This window comes from Kitasatospora sp. NPDC048194, assembly GCF_043202455.1.
Lineage (GTDB): Bacteria > Actinomycetota > Actinomycetes > Streptomycetales > Streptomycetaceae > Kitasatospora.
The window spans coordinates 35,306-49,680 of record NZ_JBIDAK010000002.1; the positions used below are offsets into that span (position 1 = coordinate 35,306).

Sequence of the window (14,375 nt, forward strand, 5' to 3'; positions counted from 1 at the left end):
GGGCGCGGTGGCCGGATTGCCGAGAATGGCCGATTCGCCCCCCGTCCGAGCTCTTTCGCGGCCCGACAGGTTTGAGGCGGCAGCACTGCGCCGAACGGCGTAACGCGATGGCCCCGGCGGCCCCCGACGGCCCCTGACGGCCCCGCCTCAGAGCCCTTCGGCGGCGGCGAGCTCCCGTACCGTGGCGACGGTGTCGGCCTCGTCGGCGCGCTTGTCCGGCCGGTAGCGCACCACCCGGGCGAAGCGCAGGGCCAGGCCGGCGGGGTAGCGGGGGCTGCGCTGGAGGCCGTCGAAGGCGATCTCGACGACCAGTTCCGGACGGACCCGCACCGTCCACTCGTCCCGCTCGGTCTCCCGGGCGAGCAACTCGGCGGTCTGCCAGGCGAGCGTCTCGTCCGTCAGGCCCTTGAAGGTCTTGCCGAGCATCACCCACTCGCCGGGGCCCGGCTCCTCCGACGCCCGGGCGCCCAGGTGCAGGTTGCTCAGGAAGCCGCGCCGCCGACCGCTGCCCCACTCGGCGGCCAGGACCACCAGGTCCAGGGTGTGTCGGGGCTTCACCTTGATCCAGCCGGCACCCCGCCGCCCCGCGGCGTACCCGGCGGCCGGATCCTTCACCAGCACGCCCTCGTGGCCGAGCGCCAGCGTGCCGCGGAAGAACGCCAGCGCCTCGTCGAGGTCCCCGGTCTCGATGCGCGCGACCCGGAGGCCGTCCGGCACCGCCTCGGCCAGCGCCGCCCAGCGCTCCCGGCCCGGACGGTCCACCAGCTCCTCGCCGTCCCGGTGCAGCAGGTCGAAGAAGTAGACGCTCAACGGGACTTCGGCCCGCAGCCGCTCCGGGTCCTGCCGGGAGGCGGTGCGCGCGGCGGTCTCCTGGAACGGGCGCGGCCGCCCGTCCCGGCCGAGCGCGATCGCCTCGCCGTCCAGCACCGCCGTCTCCACCGGCAGGGCGAGCGCCGCCTCCACCACCTCGGGGACCCGCGCGGTGATGTCGTCCAGGCTGCGGGTGAACACCGCGACCTCCCCGCCCGCACGGTGCACCTGCACCCGGATCCCGTCCAGCTTCCACTCCACCGCCGCCGGGCCCGTGCGCTCCAGCGCCGAGGTGACGTCCGGCGCCGAAGCCGCCAGCATCGGCCGCACCGGCCGCCCCACCTCCAGGCGGAACGCCGCCAGCGCCGGCGCCCCGCCGCCGAGCGCGGCCTCCGCCACCGCCCGCGCCGACCCCCGGAACATCAACGCCCGCCGCACCGCCGCCACCGGCACCCCGGCCGCCTGCGCGACCGCGTCCCCCACCAGCGCGTCCAACGCACCCTGCCGCAGATCACCGACCAGTACCGCCCGCAGGAACCCCTGCTCCACCGCCGTCGCCCGCCCGAACAGCCCCGCCAGCAGCCGCCGCCGCTCCGCCTGCGCCCCCGCGCCGTGCACCCCGGCGATCCGCTCCAGCTCCCGCTCGACCTCCCGCACCCCCAGTGACGCCTCGTCGGCCGGCGTCGGCAGATCGCGCAGCGAAGCCCACCCCACGCCCGTCCGCAGCCGCTGCGCCTCACCGGAGAGCAGCACCACCGCGGCCGCCCCCTCCTCCGGCCCCAACTCGCGCAGGCACTCGGCCAGCAGGGCCACCTTCGCCCGCCGCCCGCCCTCCGCCGCCACGGCCCCCGACACCTCAGCCAACCGCCGCAACCCCATCCGCCGCTCCTCCGCCGGGCCCGACCCCCGCCACCCGTCCAGCATCGGCGGCCGCCCCGGCTCCCGCATCCGGGCCCCGGCGCGGTGCCCCGCCCTCCCGGTTCTCCCCGCCGTCCCCCTCCTCGCCGTCCTCCCGGTCCGTGACGGCGGGGACCGGGAGCCGGAACAGGACCTCGAGACCGGCGGATCCGGCTGCGGGGCGGTCGGGCGGCCGGTAGCCTCGCCCGAATGACAGCCCTGCTGAACGATTCCGTTCGCGCGCTCCTCGACGCGCCCGTCCCCGCCGTCCTCGCCACCGTCAACCCGGACGGCGGCCCGCAGACGTCGGTGGTCTGGGTCGGCCGCGACGGGGACGACCTCCTGGTCTCCACCGCCGCCGGCCGCCGCAAGGAGCGCAACCTGCGCCGCGACCCGCGCGCCAGTCTCACGGTCTTCGATCCGGCGGACCCGCTGCGCTACGCCGAGATCCGCGGACTCGCCACGGTCACCGAGGACACCGGCCGGTCCCTGGCGGTCGCCCTCGCCGAACAGTACGAGGGCCCCGGTGCCGGCAAGGAGTACCTCGACCTCCCCGCCGAGGTGCTCCGGTTGGTCATCCGCATCAGCCCGACGAAGGTGGTCGGCAGCTTGACGGCCTGACCGAGGGGATCGGCGGTTTGACGTCCTGACCGCCCGCCTCCCGCGCCCGCCGCCGCGCTCCACTCCGGCAGCCGGGAAGCCGCCGGAGTGGAGCGCCGGGCCACCGCCGTTGTCCGCGGTGGAGATCGGCGGCGGAGTCGACGGCGCGTCATCCTGGGGCGGATCCGCCCGCCCGACCGAGGGAGACCGCGTTGACCACCACCGCCGTGAACCGCTGGAGCGTCACCGGGCCGACGGCCGACGACTATCCCGCCTGGCGCGAACTCTTCCGCGGCTACTGCGCGTTCTACCGGGTGCCGATGCCGGAGGAGAAGGCCGAGCTGGTCTGGTCGTGGCTGACCGACCCGGCGCACGAGGTGGAGGGCCTGCTGGTCCGGGACGCGGACGGGACGCCGGTCGGCCTCGCGCACTTCCGCCCGTTCTCCCGGCCGCTGCACGGCGCCGTCGGCGGGTTCCTGGACGACCTGTTCGTCGCTCCGGACGTGCGGGGCGGCGGCGCGGTGGACCTGCTGCTGGCCCGGCTGCGGGAGATCGCCGCCGAGCGCGGCTGGACGACTGTGCGGTGGATCACCGCGGACGACAACCACCGGGCGCGCGCCAAGTACGACCAGGTGGCCGTCCGCACCATGTTCGTCACCTACGACATGGCCCCCGACGAGACGGCCCCGGACGCCCCCGCCCACTGAGGCCGCGACCTGGCCCGCGGACATCCGTTCGGACTTTCTGTTATCGGCGCGCCTCCGGGAGGTCTCCCAACCGTCGGCACCCCGACACCGCCGACCCGGACAGGAAGCAGTGGCCACGTGAACAGCGACGACAGGACGATCATCATCCCGCCGAACGGCGGCACCCACGGCACCCAGGGCACGTACGACACCGACGGCATCCACGGCCCCGAGGGGACGGACGACCGCCCGGGCGGTCGGGCCGCGCGGCGGGCCGCCCAGCGGACGGGCGGTCGGGGCCGTCGGGCCCGGAAGCGCGGCGCGCTGGTGCCGGTGACGGCGGTCGTCGCCGCCGTGGCCGGGACGGGCCTGGTCGCGGCGCTGGCCGGCGCCGGGTACGCGGCGTACGGCGGCAAGCAGTCCGACCGCGACCTCGCCGGCCAGGCGGTCGCGGCGGACGCGCTGATAGCCGCCGAGCTCGGGACGCACGACGGCATCCAGGTGCCGGGCGCCGGCGGAGCCGTCGCGGTGGCGGGCAGTCCGGGGGCCGGCGATCCTTCCGCCGTCCCGAGCACGTCGGCCGCCCCCACCGCGACCGCCTCCGCCTCGCCGACCGCCCAGCCCACGCCGACGGCCACCGCGACCGCCCAGCCCACCGCCACCGCCACCGCCAAGCCGAGCCCGACCGCGACCCGCACCGCCGCGAACGGCGCCGGCACCGGAGCCGGGTCCGCCGCCACCGCCCAGCGGGCCACGGCCGGTGCGGCGGCCGCTCCGGCCGGCGGCGGTCCGTCCGCCTCCTACGCCCAGCAGGTGGTGGACCTGGTGAACGCGGAGCGCGCCAAGGCCGGCTGCGCTCCCGTGACCGCCGAGCCCCGGCTGGCGAGCGCCGCCCAGTCGCACAGCGACGACATGGCCGACCGCAACTACTTCGACCACGCCAGCCCCGAGGGCTACCACGCCGACCACCGAATCGAGGCCGCCGGCTACCGCTGGAGCACCTGGGGCGAGAACATAGCCCGCGGCCAGAAGGACCCGGCGGCCGTGATGGACGCCTGGATGAACAGCCCCGGCCACCGCGCCAACATCCTGAACTGCGCGTTCAAGCAGCTCGGCGTGGGCGTGCGGACCGGTTCCGGCGGCCCGTGGTGGACCCAGGTCTTCGCCGCACCGGCCTGACCGTCCCCGGTGGCAGCCCGGCGGCGCACAGCCGTCAAGGCCCCGTCACCGGCCCTTAACCGGTGCGATTTTCCGATTCCGTGCACATTGTTGTTATCTGATCACTCCCCGCCGGTCTCCGAGGAGGCAGCGGCGGACGGAAACACGGCAAGACGGAGTGCGGACCATGAACGCTGATGTGCAGAACAGGGCCGGGACGACCCTGGTACGCGCGGCCCAGGCCGGCGACCGGCAGGCCCAGGAGGCGCTGGTCGCCGCCTGGATGCCGCTCGTCTACAACGTGGCCGGCCGCGCCCTCGGCGGCCACGCCGACGTGGACGACGTGGCCCAGGAGACCATGATCCGCGCCCTGGACGGCCTGGAAGGGCTCCGCGATCCGGAGGCCTTCCGCTCCTGGCTGGTCGCCATCACCATGAACCAGGTGCGCCGCCGGCATGCCGTCGGGCAGCAGCAGCCCACCGTCGGCGGCCTGGACGAGACCTGGGAAGTACCCGACCCGCGTGCCGACTTCACCGATCTGACCATCCTGCGCCTCGGACTCTCCGGCCAGCGCCGCGAGGTGGCCGAAGCCACCCGGTGGCTGGACCCGGACGACCGCGAGCTGCTCGCACTGTGGTGGCTGGAGGCCTGCGGCGAACTCAGCCGCGCGGAACTCGCCGAAGCCCTCGACCTGAGCCCCCAGCACGCCGCCGTCCGCGTCCAGCGGATGAAGAAGCAGCTCGAGGCGGGCCGGGTGGTGGTCCGCGCCCTCGGCGCGTACCCGCGCTGCCCTGGCCTGGCCGACGTCACGGCCGGCTTCGACGGCACCCCCAACTCGGTCTGGCGCAAGCGCATCGCCCGGCACATCCGCGGCTGCGCCGGCTGCGACGGCCTCGGTCGCGACCTCTTCCCGGCCGAAGGACTGCTCGCCGGTCTCGTCCTGGTCCCGATCCCGCTGGACTCGCCCGCCCTGCTCCACTTCCAGCACACGGCGGCCACCGCGGCGACGACCGCCGCGCACTCGACCGCCACTGCGGTTGGTGCGGGTGGCGGGGTCGGTGCAGGGGGCGCGGGCCCAAGTGGCGGAGCGGGCGCGGGAACCGGCACCGGGACGGGCGGCGGCCCCGGCGCGCACGGCGGCTGGGCCGGCAGCGCGGCCCGCAAGGCCGTCCTGGTGGGCGGCTCGGCCGCAGCGGTGGCCGTGACCACGCTCGCCCTGGTCTGGCCGAACCCCGGCGAGCCCCCGCGCGTGACGGCACCCGAACCCAGCGCCCCGGCCGCCGCCCTGGAAGCCCTGCCGACCCTGGTCGCGACCGCCCCGGAGACTCCGACGCCCACGGCGACGCCGACCCCGACACCGACTCCCACCCTCACCGAGACTGTGGCCCCGACCCCCACGCCGGCCGCCCGGCAGACCACCGCAGCACCGCCGCCCACCCCGGAACGGCAGCTGGTGGACCTCGTCAACGCCGAACGCGCCAAGGCGGGTTGCGCCCCGCTGCGGATCGACCCCCGGCTGCACAGCGCCGCCCAGAAGCACGCCGACGACATGGCCGCGCGCAACTTCTTCGACCACGTCAACCCCGACGGCCTCCACCCCGACGCCCGGATCACCGCCGCCGGCTACCGCTGGTCCCAGTGGGGCGAGAACCTCGACCGGGGCTCGACCGCCCCGTCGGCCGTCCTCTCGCACTGGATGGACGGAGGCATCCACCAGTCCAACATGCTCGACTGCGGCTTCAAGGACGTCGGCGTCGGGGTGGCCACGAGCCCCGCCGGCACCCTGTGGACCCAGGACCTCGGCGCACCGCTGTCCTGACCCACGGCGACGCCGAACCGCGCCGCCGCCGTACCGCCGTTCCGTCGGCGCACCGCAGCCGGACCGCGGTGCCGCCCGACGGTTCGGCCGGAGAGGGCCTAGGCGGGCGTGACCGGAACGAGGCCGTCCGCCGGCCCGGTCACGTACCCGGTGGCGTGGCCGACCACGCCACCCGCGTCCCCGACCTGCTCGGGCAACGCGTCCGGGGCACTGGTCAGCGAGCCCGGCAGGCCCTCCTGGCCGCCGACGGCGCTGGCGTGCGCACTCGGTGCGGTGAGGGAGGCCACGAAGCCCACGGCGAGCGAGGCGACGGCGAGCATGCTGCGCTTCTTCATGGCCGGTCCAACGACGTTGCGCCGCAAGGGTTACGGTCCGTTCCGGATCCGCCGGATCCGCCGGATCCACCGGGGCCTGCAGGTGAACGGTGCCGGGGCCGGGGTCAGCCGGCGAACCGGAGCGAGTCGAGGACCTGCCGCACCTGCCGCAGCGTCGCCTCCGAGGGCTCCCGGGCGCAGGCCGTCAGCTCGATCCGCACGGTGACCTGCGGCCCGTCGACGTTGCGGCTGCTGACCGTCTCCCGGTTCCCGCCGTGGCCGAAGCACTCCTTGTCGAGCGCGACGTCCACCGGGCCGGTGGTCCCCCCGGCGGCCGCCTTGGCCTGGTCGGGGACGTCGACGAGCCGCAGGATGAGGTAGGCCCGGTCCGGCGCCAGCGGCCCGATCGGTGTGCAGACGCCCATCACCTGGGTGCAGGGGGCCGTCACGTCGAACGGCTGGTTGGCCAGGTATCCGAGGAGCCGGTTCCCGTCCCTGAAGGCGGCGACGTCGGAGTACCAGCCGGGCGGCACGGTGACGGCGAGCCCGCCGATCTGCAGGAAGTGGACGAACTCCCCGGTCGCCGGCGGCGAGACCGCGGGCGAGACGGACGGCGAGACGGACGGCGTGGCCGTGGACGGGCGGGGCGTCACCGCGCCGGGCGAGGGCGACGACGTACGGGCCGGGCCGGGCGCGGCCGGTCCGACCGCGCCGTGGTCCGGAGCCGGAGCGAGCGCCGGTGCCGCGGCCAGCGCGGCCGCGACCAGCCCGCCGGTGAGCCCGAGCCCGAGGGCGGTGGCCCGTCGTCGCCGCCTGGCCCGGTCCGCGCGCTCGAGCACCCGCTCCATCCGGTCCTCCGGCTCGGCCAGTACGGGGACGGCCCGGTGCAGCAGGACGCGCAGTTCCTCCTCGATCTCCTCGGTGCCGTCGGCCGGTTCAGCCCCGTTCACGGTGTCCTCCGTCCGACAGCAGTTCCCGGGCCGGCAGCTTTCCGCGCAGGGCGGCCAGCGCCCGGTGCGTCTGGCTCTTGACCGTGCCGGTGGTGCAGCGCAGCACCTCGGCGGTCTCCTCCACGCTCAGGTCCTCGAAGAAGCGCAGCACCACCACCGCCCGCTGGCGGGGTGGCAACGCCCGGACGGCCTCGGCGACGACCTGGCCGAGCACCACCCCCTCGAACGGGTCGGCCTGCGCCGAGGGCGGCTCGGGCAGGTCGCCGTGCGGCAGTTCCCCGGTCCAGCGCCGCCGCCACCAGGAGATGTGGCAGTTGACCAGCACCTTGCGCAGGTACGCCTCGGGCCGGTCGGGGGCGATCCGGTCCCAGCGGGGCCAGACCTTGGCCAGCGCGGTCTGCAGCAGGTCCTCGGCCTGGTGCGGGTCGCCGGTCAGCAGCCAGGCCACGCGCAGCAGTTTCGGGCCGCAGGCGGCGACGAACTCCGCGAAGTCCGGTGTCGCGTCCCTCATCCTGCCGCCGCCCTTGCCATGGTGTCCGCACCGTTCCTGTCAGCCGTGGCGGCCGGGCGGGCCGCGTCCTCGTTGGTGTCGTGCTCACGGCTGCTGAACGCGATGGGCGGCGGTGCGGGTTGCCTCTCCGCCGGGAAATCTTCCCACGGGCGCGGAACCGGTCGGAGCGGGAACGTTGGACGGCCCGCGAGCCGGCCGGGACTCGGCCGGGCGGCAGGCGGGCCGTGAGGACCACCATGGACCGCTCGGCGCCGTCCGGCCAGGGGCGCGCGGGGAGCGCCCGGACGCACTCGTCGGCGCGACGGGGCGGGTGGAGGAGGACAGAGGGCACGAAAGGGCTCAGACCGTCCCCGAGCCCTGCGGGGCTCCCGTCCCGGCCGGGCGAGAGGCGGCCGACGGCGGTGTGACCGGCCCGACCGTCCAGTCCGGGTGCCCCGGCATCGGCGGGGTGCGCAGCTCGTACAGCCAGTCGGTGAGGAAACCACCGAGGTCCTGCCCCGACACCTCGGAGGCGGTGCGGACGGCGCGTGCCGGACGCACCGCGCAGGCAGGCTAGAGCTACGGGAGACCGAGCGGCCAGGACCGTGACCACATCCGGACATCGCCCGGACGGCGCACGGTGGTGGCGGAGCGCTGACCCGGCGCCTAGGGTTCGAAGTGCTTCGCCCCCTGACGGACGGAGCCACGGCCGTCGGAGAACCTGGCCAGGTCCGGCGGCCGTACTTCATGCCCTGACGCCCCCGGCGTCAGCCCCGCAGGCTGACGGCCCGGACGACCCCGTAGGCTGGCGGTCGAGACGACGCCCTCGCACCGGAGGCCAGGAGCCGCAGTGACCAGCCCCGCTTCACCCGTCCTGGTGATCGGCGAGTGCGTCGCCGACATCGTCCGCACGGACGGGACACCGGACGTCGTGCACCCCGGCGGCAGTCCTGCCAACCTCGCCTACGGCCTGGCCCGGTTGGGCCGCCCGGCCGTGCTGCTCACCGAACTCGGACCGGACGCCAACGGGCGGCTGATCCGGGCCCACCTGGAGTCCGCCGGGGTGGAGGTGCGCGCCGCCGAGGTCGCGCGCACGCCTTCGGCGGTGGTCCGGCTGGACGGGCACGGGCGGGCGGAGTACACCTTCGACATCGGCTGGACCCTCCCGCCGACCGAGCTCGACGCGCCCCCCGCGGCCGTCCACCTCGGCTCGATCGGGGCGGTCACCGATCCGGGGGCGGCGTCGGCGCTGGCCCTGGTGGAGCGCTGGCGCGGCCGGGCGCAGATCAGCTACGACCCGAACGTGCGCCCCGCGCTGATGGGCCGCCGGGCGGAGGCCGTGCGGCGGGTCGAGCGGCTGGTCGCGCTGAGCGACCTGGTCAAGGCGAGCGACGAGGACCTCGCCTGGCTCTACCCGGGCGAGGCCGCCGAGGCCGTCGCCGAGCGCTGGCTCGCCCTCGGCCCGGCCGTCGTCGCCGTCACGCTGGGCGCCGGTGGCGCCTTCGGGCTCAGCCGCCGGGGCGGACGCCGGCAGGTACCGGCCGTCCCGGTCGCGGTCGCCGACACCGTCGGCGCCGGAGACTCCTTCATGGCCGCCTTCCTGCACGCCCGGATGGCCGGCACCGACCTCACCGGCTGCCTCGTCCAGGCCGTCACCGCCGCCGCCCTGACCGTCTCCCGGCCCGGGGCGAACCCGCCCTCGGCCGCCGAGCTCACGGCGGCGTTGGCCCGCCGGCCGCAGCCGGAAGCACCGTAGGCGCCGGCGCGGGCCGAGTCGCCGACCCGCTCACCGGGTCGGCGCGCCGAGGTCCTTCCCGTACCAGACCTGGGCGTACGGCCCGCTGTTGTAGGCGGGGATCTCCTGGTAGCCGTTGCGCAGGTAGAGCGCGCGGGCCTCGACCAGGTCGAGGCGGGTGTCGAGGACGATCCGGTCGGCGCCCATCGCCCGGGCGGCCGCGTCGACGGCGGCGAGCAGGCGGCCGCCGCCGCCGGTGCCGCGCAGGGCGGGCCGGACGAAGACGCGGGTGAGCTCGACGGTGGTGTCGTCGTAGCGGCGCAGGCCGGCGCAGGCGTGGGCGACTCCGTCGTAGCGGCCGATCAGGAAGAGGCCGCTCGGGGCGGCGAGGTCGTCGCTGGGGGAGTCGGCCAGGCCGCTCTCCAGCTCCTCCGGGGTGCCCTCGCGGCCGAGGTGCAGGCGGTAGTAGCGGTCGGCCACGTCGTAGTAGTAGTCGCGCAGCAGCTCTCCGGCCTCGGGTGTGGTCACGTCGGCCGGGGTGACGGCCCAGAGGTCGGTGCGGTGGGGCGCGGTGTTCGTCATGGGCGCATGATCCGCTCCGGGGTGGCCGCGCCGCAAAGGATTTTCGCCCCGGCAGTGGCCGCTTCGGCCCCCGGGCCCCGGCAGAAGCCCGGCAAGGGTGCCCGGGGCAAGGGTTCGGCGGAGCCCCCCGGCAAAGGAACGGCAAGGCGACCGGCGCGGCGTTGCCCCGCGCGGGTGACGGGGGGATTGGCGGGGGTGCGCGGCGGGGGAGCAGTGCAGCTATGAACGGACCATCAGTTTGTCGCAATAGTGGGGGTCTGAGGTGGAGTCAGCCGAAGCGGAACGGACTGCGGACCGGCCTGCTGGCCACCGTGTGCCTCTCCGCCGTCGTCGCCGGCTGCGCCGGGCCCGCCGGCCCCGCCCAGCCGAAGCCCGTCCAGGCCGGGACGGGCGCCACACCCGCCGCCGGGGCGCCCGCGGCTGACCGCGCCGCGGGCCGCCCGCCGGCCGCGGCACCCCTGCCGGGACTCGCCCGCCAGGAGGAGGAGAGCAGCAGGGAGGCGGCCGCCCGGCAGGAGGCGGTGAGCCGCGCCGCGCTCGAAACCGCCCAGCGCTGGGGCCTGGAGCGCCCGCCGCTGAAGGCGCCGCCCCGCCCGGCGACCAGGGTGGCGCTCGCCCCCGCCCAGGGCGTGAAGATGAAGGACGGCCGCCCGCCCGTGGTCTTCCGGGTGCCGACCGAGGACAAGGTGGTCTTCCTCACCGTCGACGACGGCTACGAGAAGGACCCGCAGTTCTCCAAGATGGCCGAGGAGCTGGGCGTCCCGATCAGCGCCTTCGTCTCCGACTACCTCGCCCGCGACAACTACGGCTACTTCCGCGACCTCCACCACCAGGGCGTGGAGATCAACAACCACACGATCAACCACCGCAACCTCAAGATCCTCGACTACGAGACCCAGCGCGGCGAGATCTGCAACCAGCAGGACCAGCTGGAGCAGCAGATCGGTACCCGCCCCCGGCTGTTCCGCCCGCCGTACGGCGAGTACAACGACGACACGCTGCGCGCGGCGGGGTCCTGCGGGGTCCAGGCGGTGCCGCTGTGGAACGAGGAGGCCTTCCCGGACCACATGGAGTGGCGTTACGACGACCGGAAGCTCCACCCGGGCGACATCATCCTGACCCACTTCCGGGGCACCGACATCTGGAAGGCCACCATGCCTGACCTGCTGCGCAAGGTGCTCAACGACGTCACCGCGGCCGGCTTCGCCCTCGGCCGGCTGGACGACTACCTGTAGCCGGCCGGCGTCGGGGGCTCAGCCGAGCGAGAGGGCGTCCAGGTACACCCAGGCGCCCTCGTGCCGGACGAACCGGCTGTTCTCGGTGAGCACTCCCTCCTCGGAGCCCTCCGTCCAGTACGCCCGGAAGGCGACCGTGCCCTCGGCGTGGAAGGCGCCGCCCTCGGTGGTGGAGACCACCTCCAGCCGGGTCCAGCGCAGCGCCGGGTCGAAGTCCACCTCCGCCGGCCGGGTCTCCGGGTGCCAGGTGCGCAGCAGGTAGGCCTCGTCCTGGGCGGCGAAGGCGCTGAACCGGGAGCGCATCAGCGACTCCGCGGTGGTGGCCGCCGCCTGGCCGCGGTGCAGCCGGCCGCAGCAGTCGCCGTAGGCGGCGGGCAGGCCGCAGGGGCACGGGGAGGAGGGGAGCAGCCGCGGGGCGGCGAGGCGGGGCGCGGAACGACGTCGGGACATGCCGTCCATTCTCCCCCACCGCCGGCTGGGCCCCCGCGGCGCCCGGCCCCGTCGCGTACCCGGGGCCGGGCCCCGGCGGCCGGTACTGCCGCCGGGGCCCGCTGCCGGGGAAGGCTGCCGGGGACCGCCGGCTAGCCGGCCCGCCGGAAGGAGTAGTTGAACTCGGCGTCGCCGAAGTGGCCCATCATCCGGAGCCAGAACGGCATCAGCATCTCCGTCGCCCGGGCACCTGTGATGTCCCCGAGGTCGACGATCCACTCGGACGGCCAGCCGAACTCGCCGAGCAGCGCCACCGTCTCGGCCTTGGCGCCCGCGTCGTTCCCGGCGATGAACAGGTTGTGCTCGCCGGTCAGCTTCGCCGGCTCGACCATCAGCGCGCAGTTCAGCGTGTTGAGCGCCTTCACCACCCGGGCCTCGGGGAACTCGCGCTGGATCCGCTCGCCGACGCTGTCGGTGTTCACCGGGTCGAGGCTCACCCCGCCGTCCGGGCCGAACACCAGCGGGTTGGAGACGTCGATCAGCAGTTTTCCGGACAGGTGCTCGGCCCCGGCCGCGCGCAGCGCCTCGAGCGAGACCGTCCCGCCGGTCGCGTTGATCACCAGCTCGCCGAAGGCCGCGGCCTCGGCGAAGGTCCCGGCGTGCCCGTCGGGACCGGCCTGCCCGGCCCAGGCCAGTGCCTTCTCGTTGTCCTTGTCGCGCGAGCCCAGCGTCACCCGGTGGCCCAGCGAGACCAGCTTGCCGCCCAGCGTCTGCCCGACGACGCCCGTACCGATGATTCCGATCCGCACCGCATCCCCGTTCGTCCGGTCGAGACCCGTGCCCGGTGGCACGGGCCGCGAGGAGCATAGTTGACGGCCGGTCATCCGGAGGGTCATCCGGAGCTGCCATCCGGGTGGGCCGTCCGAGCGGGTCACCCGGGCGGTGATCCGGTGCGGGCCATCCGAGCGCGGTCCGGGGCCCCGGGTGCGGGCGCTCGGTGGTGCCGGGTGCGGGCGCTCAGTGGCGCGGTGCGCCGAACCAGGTGCGCAGCGCCCGCTCCAGCCCCTCCGGGTCCGCCTCGCCGACCTCGCAGGCCCAGGCGACGTAGCCGTCCGGGCGCAGCAGCAGGGCCCCGGCCGGCGGCTCGGCGCACCCGGCCGTCACCAGGTCCACCCGGTCCCGCCACCCGGCGGCTCGCCCGGTGGGCCCGAGCGAGCCGCCGCCCGTCAGGTCGAGCAGCAACGGCCGCCCGCTGCGGGCGAGTTCGGCGAGCCGGAGCTTCCCGTCGGCGGTGGTCAGGGTGAGGTCCGGCGCGAAGCGCCCGGCCGCGGGGTGGGGGCAGCCGGTGTCGTAGCGGATGTCGCTGCCCGCCATCAGCGCGGCGATCCGGGCGAGGTTGTCCTCGTGCGAGAGCAGTTCGCCGACCAGGGCGCGCAGCGCGGTGGTCCCGGGCCCGGGGGCCATCAGCGCGATCTGGGCCTGGGAGTGCATGAACACCCGTCGGCCGATCGGGTGGCGTTCCCGGTGGTAGCTGTCCAGCAGGCCGGGCGGGGCCCAGCCCCGGAGTTCGGCGGCGAGCTTCCAGCTGAGGTTGGCGGCGTCCTGCAGCCCGAGGTTGAGGCCGGGGCCGCCCGTTGCGGCGTGCACGTGGGCGGCGTCGCCGACCAGCAGGACGCGGCCGTCGCGGTAGCGCTCGGCGAGCCGGGTGTGGTGGCCGACGGTGCGGCGCGGGGTGAACGGGCCGGCGGTCCGCGCCGGGGTGAGTGGCAGGTCGGCGCCGGTCACCCGGCGGATGCTGGCGCGCAGTTCGTCCAGGGTGAGTGGAGTCCCCTGGTCCACCGGCGGCCCGCCCCACTCCATGGTGGCGATCATGACGGCGTCCGGGTTGAAGGGGGAGAGCACGAACACGCCGTGCTCGGTGCGGGTGTGGGTGTACGGGCGGAACGGGGTCGGGCAGCCGGGCAGCAGCAGCTCGCCGGCGTCGGTGGTGCGGATCCCCTCGGGCGGCCGTACGTGCGCGATGCGGGAGACCGGGTCGGGCGAGGTGACGCCGGGGAAGCCGATGCCGGCGAGCTTGCGGACGGTGCTGCGGCCCCCGTCCGCGCCGACCAGGTAGCGGGCGCGCAGACGCCCGGTGCCGTCGGGGCCGTGGTACTCGACGGTCACCCCGGTCGCGTCCTGGGTGAACCCGGTGACCTCGCAGCCGCGGCGCACGGTGACGCCGAGCTCTCCGGCGCTGCCCTCCAGGACCTCCTCGATCCGCTGCTGGGGTACGGGCAGGGCGTACAGCGGGTTCCCGGGCAGCAGCGCCAGGTCGAGCGGGAAGGCGCCGAACACGAAGCGGGGGACCGGCCGGGGCGCGTCCGGGCTGCCGCTGAGCGGTTCGTGGAGGCCGCGGTGGTCGAGCAGGCGCAGCACCTGGCCGACCAGTCCGTTGGCCTTCTGCTCGCCGGAACGTCCGGGCAGCCGGTCCAGCACCACCGGCCGGACTCCGGCCAGGGCCAGTTCGCGGGCCAGGAACAGCCCGACCGGGCCGGCGCCGACGATGACGACGTCGTGCATGGGGTCCCCCCTCTGGGACGGTGGTCAGCACGTGGCTCCACGGGGCGGGTTCGCCCGGTGGAGGAGACTGTGTGGGCGCGCGCGGCGGGTGCCGCAGGCGCGTGGCGC

15 protein-coding genes are annotated in these 14,375 nt (G+C 75.7%); 6 read left to right on the top strand and 9 right to left on the bottom strand.

What is annotated here, in order from left to right; all coding sequences use genetic code 11:
- Positions 1-147 precede the first annotated feature (147 nt).
- Positions 148-1,689, bottom strand: coding sequence for an ATP-dependent DNA ligase (locus ACGF07_RS02705; protein WP_392894748.1), 1,542 nt, complete (start codon positions 1,687-1,689; stop codon positions 148-150).
- A gap of 228 nt (positions 1,690-1,917) precedes the next feature.
- Between ACGF07_RS02705 and ACGF07_RS02710 the strand changes: the two genes are divergently transcribed.
- From ACGF07_RS02710 to ACGF07_RS02725, 4 genes are all read left to right on the top strand, one after another.
- On the top strand, positions 1,918-2,328 hold the full coding sequence (locus tag ACGF07_RS02710; protein ID WP_350744001.1) for a PPOX class F420-dependent oxidoreductase: 411 nt from the start codon (positions 1,918-1,920) through the stop codon (positions 2,326-2,328).
- Positions 2,329-2,519: 191 nt separating this feature from the next.
- The gene (locus ACGF07_RS02715) at positions 2,520-3,014 is read left to right on the top strand and encodes a GNAT family N-acetyltransferase (protein WP_392894751.1); all 495 of its coding nucleotides are present in this window, start codon (positions 2,520-2,522) and stop codon (positions 3,012-3,014) included.
- A 117-nt stretch (positions 3,015-3,131) separates the two neighbouring features.
- Positions 3,132-4,172 carry a CAP domain-containing protein gene (locus ACGF07_RS02720; RefSeq protein ID WP_392894752.1) on the top strand — a complete coding sequence of 347 codons (1,041 nt, stop codon included), beginning with the start codon at positions 3,132-3,134 and terminating at the stop codon, positions 4,170-4,172.
- Between the two features lie 166 nt (positions 4,173-4,338).
- Entirely contained in the window at positions 4,339-5,970 is a 1,632-nt protein-coding gene (locus tag ACGF07_RS02725) for a sigma-70 family RNA polymerase sigma factor (RefSeq protein WP_392894754.1), read from the top strand.
- Positions 5,971-6,068: 98 nt separating this feature from the next.
- On the opposite strand, the gene ACGF07_RS02730 is transcribed toward ACGF07_RS02725, so the two are convergent.
- The 4 genes from ACGF07_RS02730 to ACGF07_RS02745 all read right to left on the bottom strand — a co-directional run bounded on the left by ACGF07_RS02730 (position 6,069) and on the right by ACGF07_RS02745 (position 8,285).
- On the bottom strand, positions 6,069-6,305 hold the full coding sequence (locus tag ACGF07_RS02730) for a hypothetical protein (protein WP_392894756.1): 237 nt from the start codon (positions 6,303-6,305) through the stop codon (positions 6,069-6,071).
- A gap of 104 nt (positions 6,306-6,409) precedes the next feature.
- A complete protein-coding gene (locus ACGF07_RS02735) occupies positions 6,410-7,234 on the bottom strand; it encodes a hypothetical protein (RefSeq protein ID WP_392894758.1) in 825 nt (274 codons plus the stop codon).
- Positions 7,221-7,745 carry a SigE family RNA polymerase sigma factor gene (locus ACGF07_RS02740; RefSeq protein WP_392894760.1) on the bottom strand — a complete coding sequence of 175 codons (525 nt, stop codon included), beginning with the start codon at positions 7,743-7,745 and terminating at the stop codon, positions 7,221-7,223. Before ACGF07_RS02740 ends, ACGF07_RS02735 begins: the two co-directional genes overlap by 14 nt.
- Positions 7,746-8,084: 339 nt before the next feature.
- Complete coding sequence (locus tag ACGF07_RS02745; protein ID WP_392894761.1) at positions 8,085-8,285, bottom strand: hypothetical protein; 201 nt, start codon at positions 8,283-8,285, stop codon at positions 8,085-8,087.
- Positions 8,286-8,574: 289 nt separating this feature from the next.
- Here ACGF07_RS02745 and ACGF07_RS02750 point away from each other — a divergent pair, with 289 nt between their 5' ends.
- Positions 8,575-9,480, top strand: coding sequence for a carbohydrate kinase (locus tag ACGF07_RS02750; RefSeq protein WP_392894762.1), 906 nt, complete (start codon positions 8,575-8,577; stop codon positions 9,478-9,480).
- Between the two features lie 30 nt (positions 9,481-9,510).
- Here the strand turns inward: ACGF07_RS02750 and ACGF07_RS02755 are convergent, their stop codons facing one another.
- Entirely contained in the window at positions 9,511-10,041 is a 531-nt protein-coding gene (locus ACGF07_RS02755; protein ID WP_392894763.1) for a GNAT family N-acetyltransferase, read from the bottom strand.
- A 311-nt stretch (positions 10,042-10,352) separates the two neighbouring features.
- On the opposite strand from ACGF07_RS02755, the gene ACGF07_RS02760 reads away from it, so the two are divergent.
- Positions 10,353-11,276, top strand: coding sequence for a polysaccharide deacetylase family protein (locus ACGF07_RS02760; protein WP_392894764.1), 924 nt, complete (start codon positions 10,353-10,355; stop codon positions 11,274-11,276).
- 18 nt (positions 11,277-11,294) lie between these two features.
- Here ACGF07_RS02760 and ACGF07_RS02765 read toward each other — a convergent pair whose 3' ends face one another.
- The 3 genes from ACGF07_RS02765 to ACGF07_RS02775 all read right to left on the bottom strand — a co-directional run bounded on the left by ACGF07_RS02765 (position 11,295) and on the right by ACGF07_RS02775 (position 14,267).
- A complete protein-coding gene (locus ACGF07_RS02765) occupies positions 11,295-11,726 on the bottom strand; it encodes a YchJ family protein (protein WP_392894766.1) in 432 nt (143 codons plus the stop codon).
- A 131-nt stretch (positions 11,727-11,857) separates the two neighbouring features.
- A complete protein-coding gene (locus ACGF07_RS02770) occupies positions 11,858-12,514 on the bottom strand; it encodes an NADPH-dependent F420 reductase (RefSeq protein ID WP_392894767.1) in 657 nt (218 codons plus the stop codon).
- 208 nt (positions 12,515-12,722) lie between these two features.
- Positions 12,723-14,267, bottom strand: a complete 1,545-nt coding sequence (locus ACGF07_RS02775) for an FAD-dependent monooxygenase (protein WP_392894769.1) — start codon at positions 14,265-14,267, stop codon at positions 12,723-12,725.
- Positions 14,268-14,375 lie beyond the last annotated feature (108 nt).

What these genes read in the sequence shown, in the direction of transcription:
- ACGF07_RS02705 (WP_392894748.1), bottom strand. Translation starts at nt 1,689, where the DNA reads ATGGGGTTGCGGCGGTTGGCTGAGGTGTCGGGGGCCGTGGCGGCGGAG.
- ACGF07_RS02740 (WP_392894760.1), bottom strand. Translation starts at nt 7,745, where the DNA reads ATGAGGGACGCGACACCGGACTTCGCGGAGTTCGTCGCCGCCTGCGGC.
- ACGF07_RS02710 (WP_350744001.1), top strand. Translation starts at nt 1,918, where the DNA reads ATGACAGCCCTGCTGAACGATTCCGTTCGCGCGCTCCTCGACGCGCCC.
- ACGF07_RS02730 (WP_392894756.1), bottom strand. Translation starts at nt 6,305, where the DNA reads ATGAAGAAGCGCAGCATGCTCGCCGTCGCCTCGCTCGCCGTGGGCTTC.
- ACGF07_RS02755 (WP_392894763.1), bottom strand. Translation starts at nt 10,041, where the DNA reads ATGACGAACACCGCGCCCCACCGCACCGACCTCTGGGCCGTCACCCCG.
- ACGF07_RS02765 (WP_392894766.1), bottom strand. Translation starts at nt 11,726, where the DNA reads ATGTCCCGACGTCGTTCCGCGCCCCGCCTCGCCGCCCCGCGGCTGCTC.
- ACGF07_RS02725 (WP_392894754.1), top strand. Translation starts at nt 4,339, where the DNA reads ATGAACGCTGATGTGCAGAACAGGGCCGGGACGACCCTGGTACGCGCG.
- ACGF07_RS02775 (WP_392894769.1), bottom strand. Translation starts at nt 14,267, where the DNA reads ATGCACGACGTCGTCATCGTCGGCGCCGGCCCGGTCGGGCTGTTCCTG.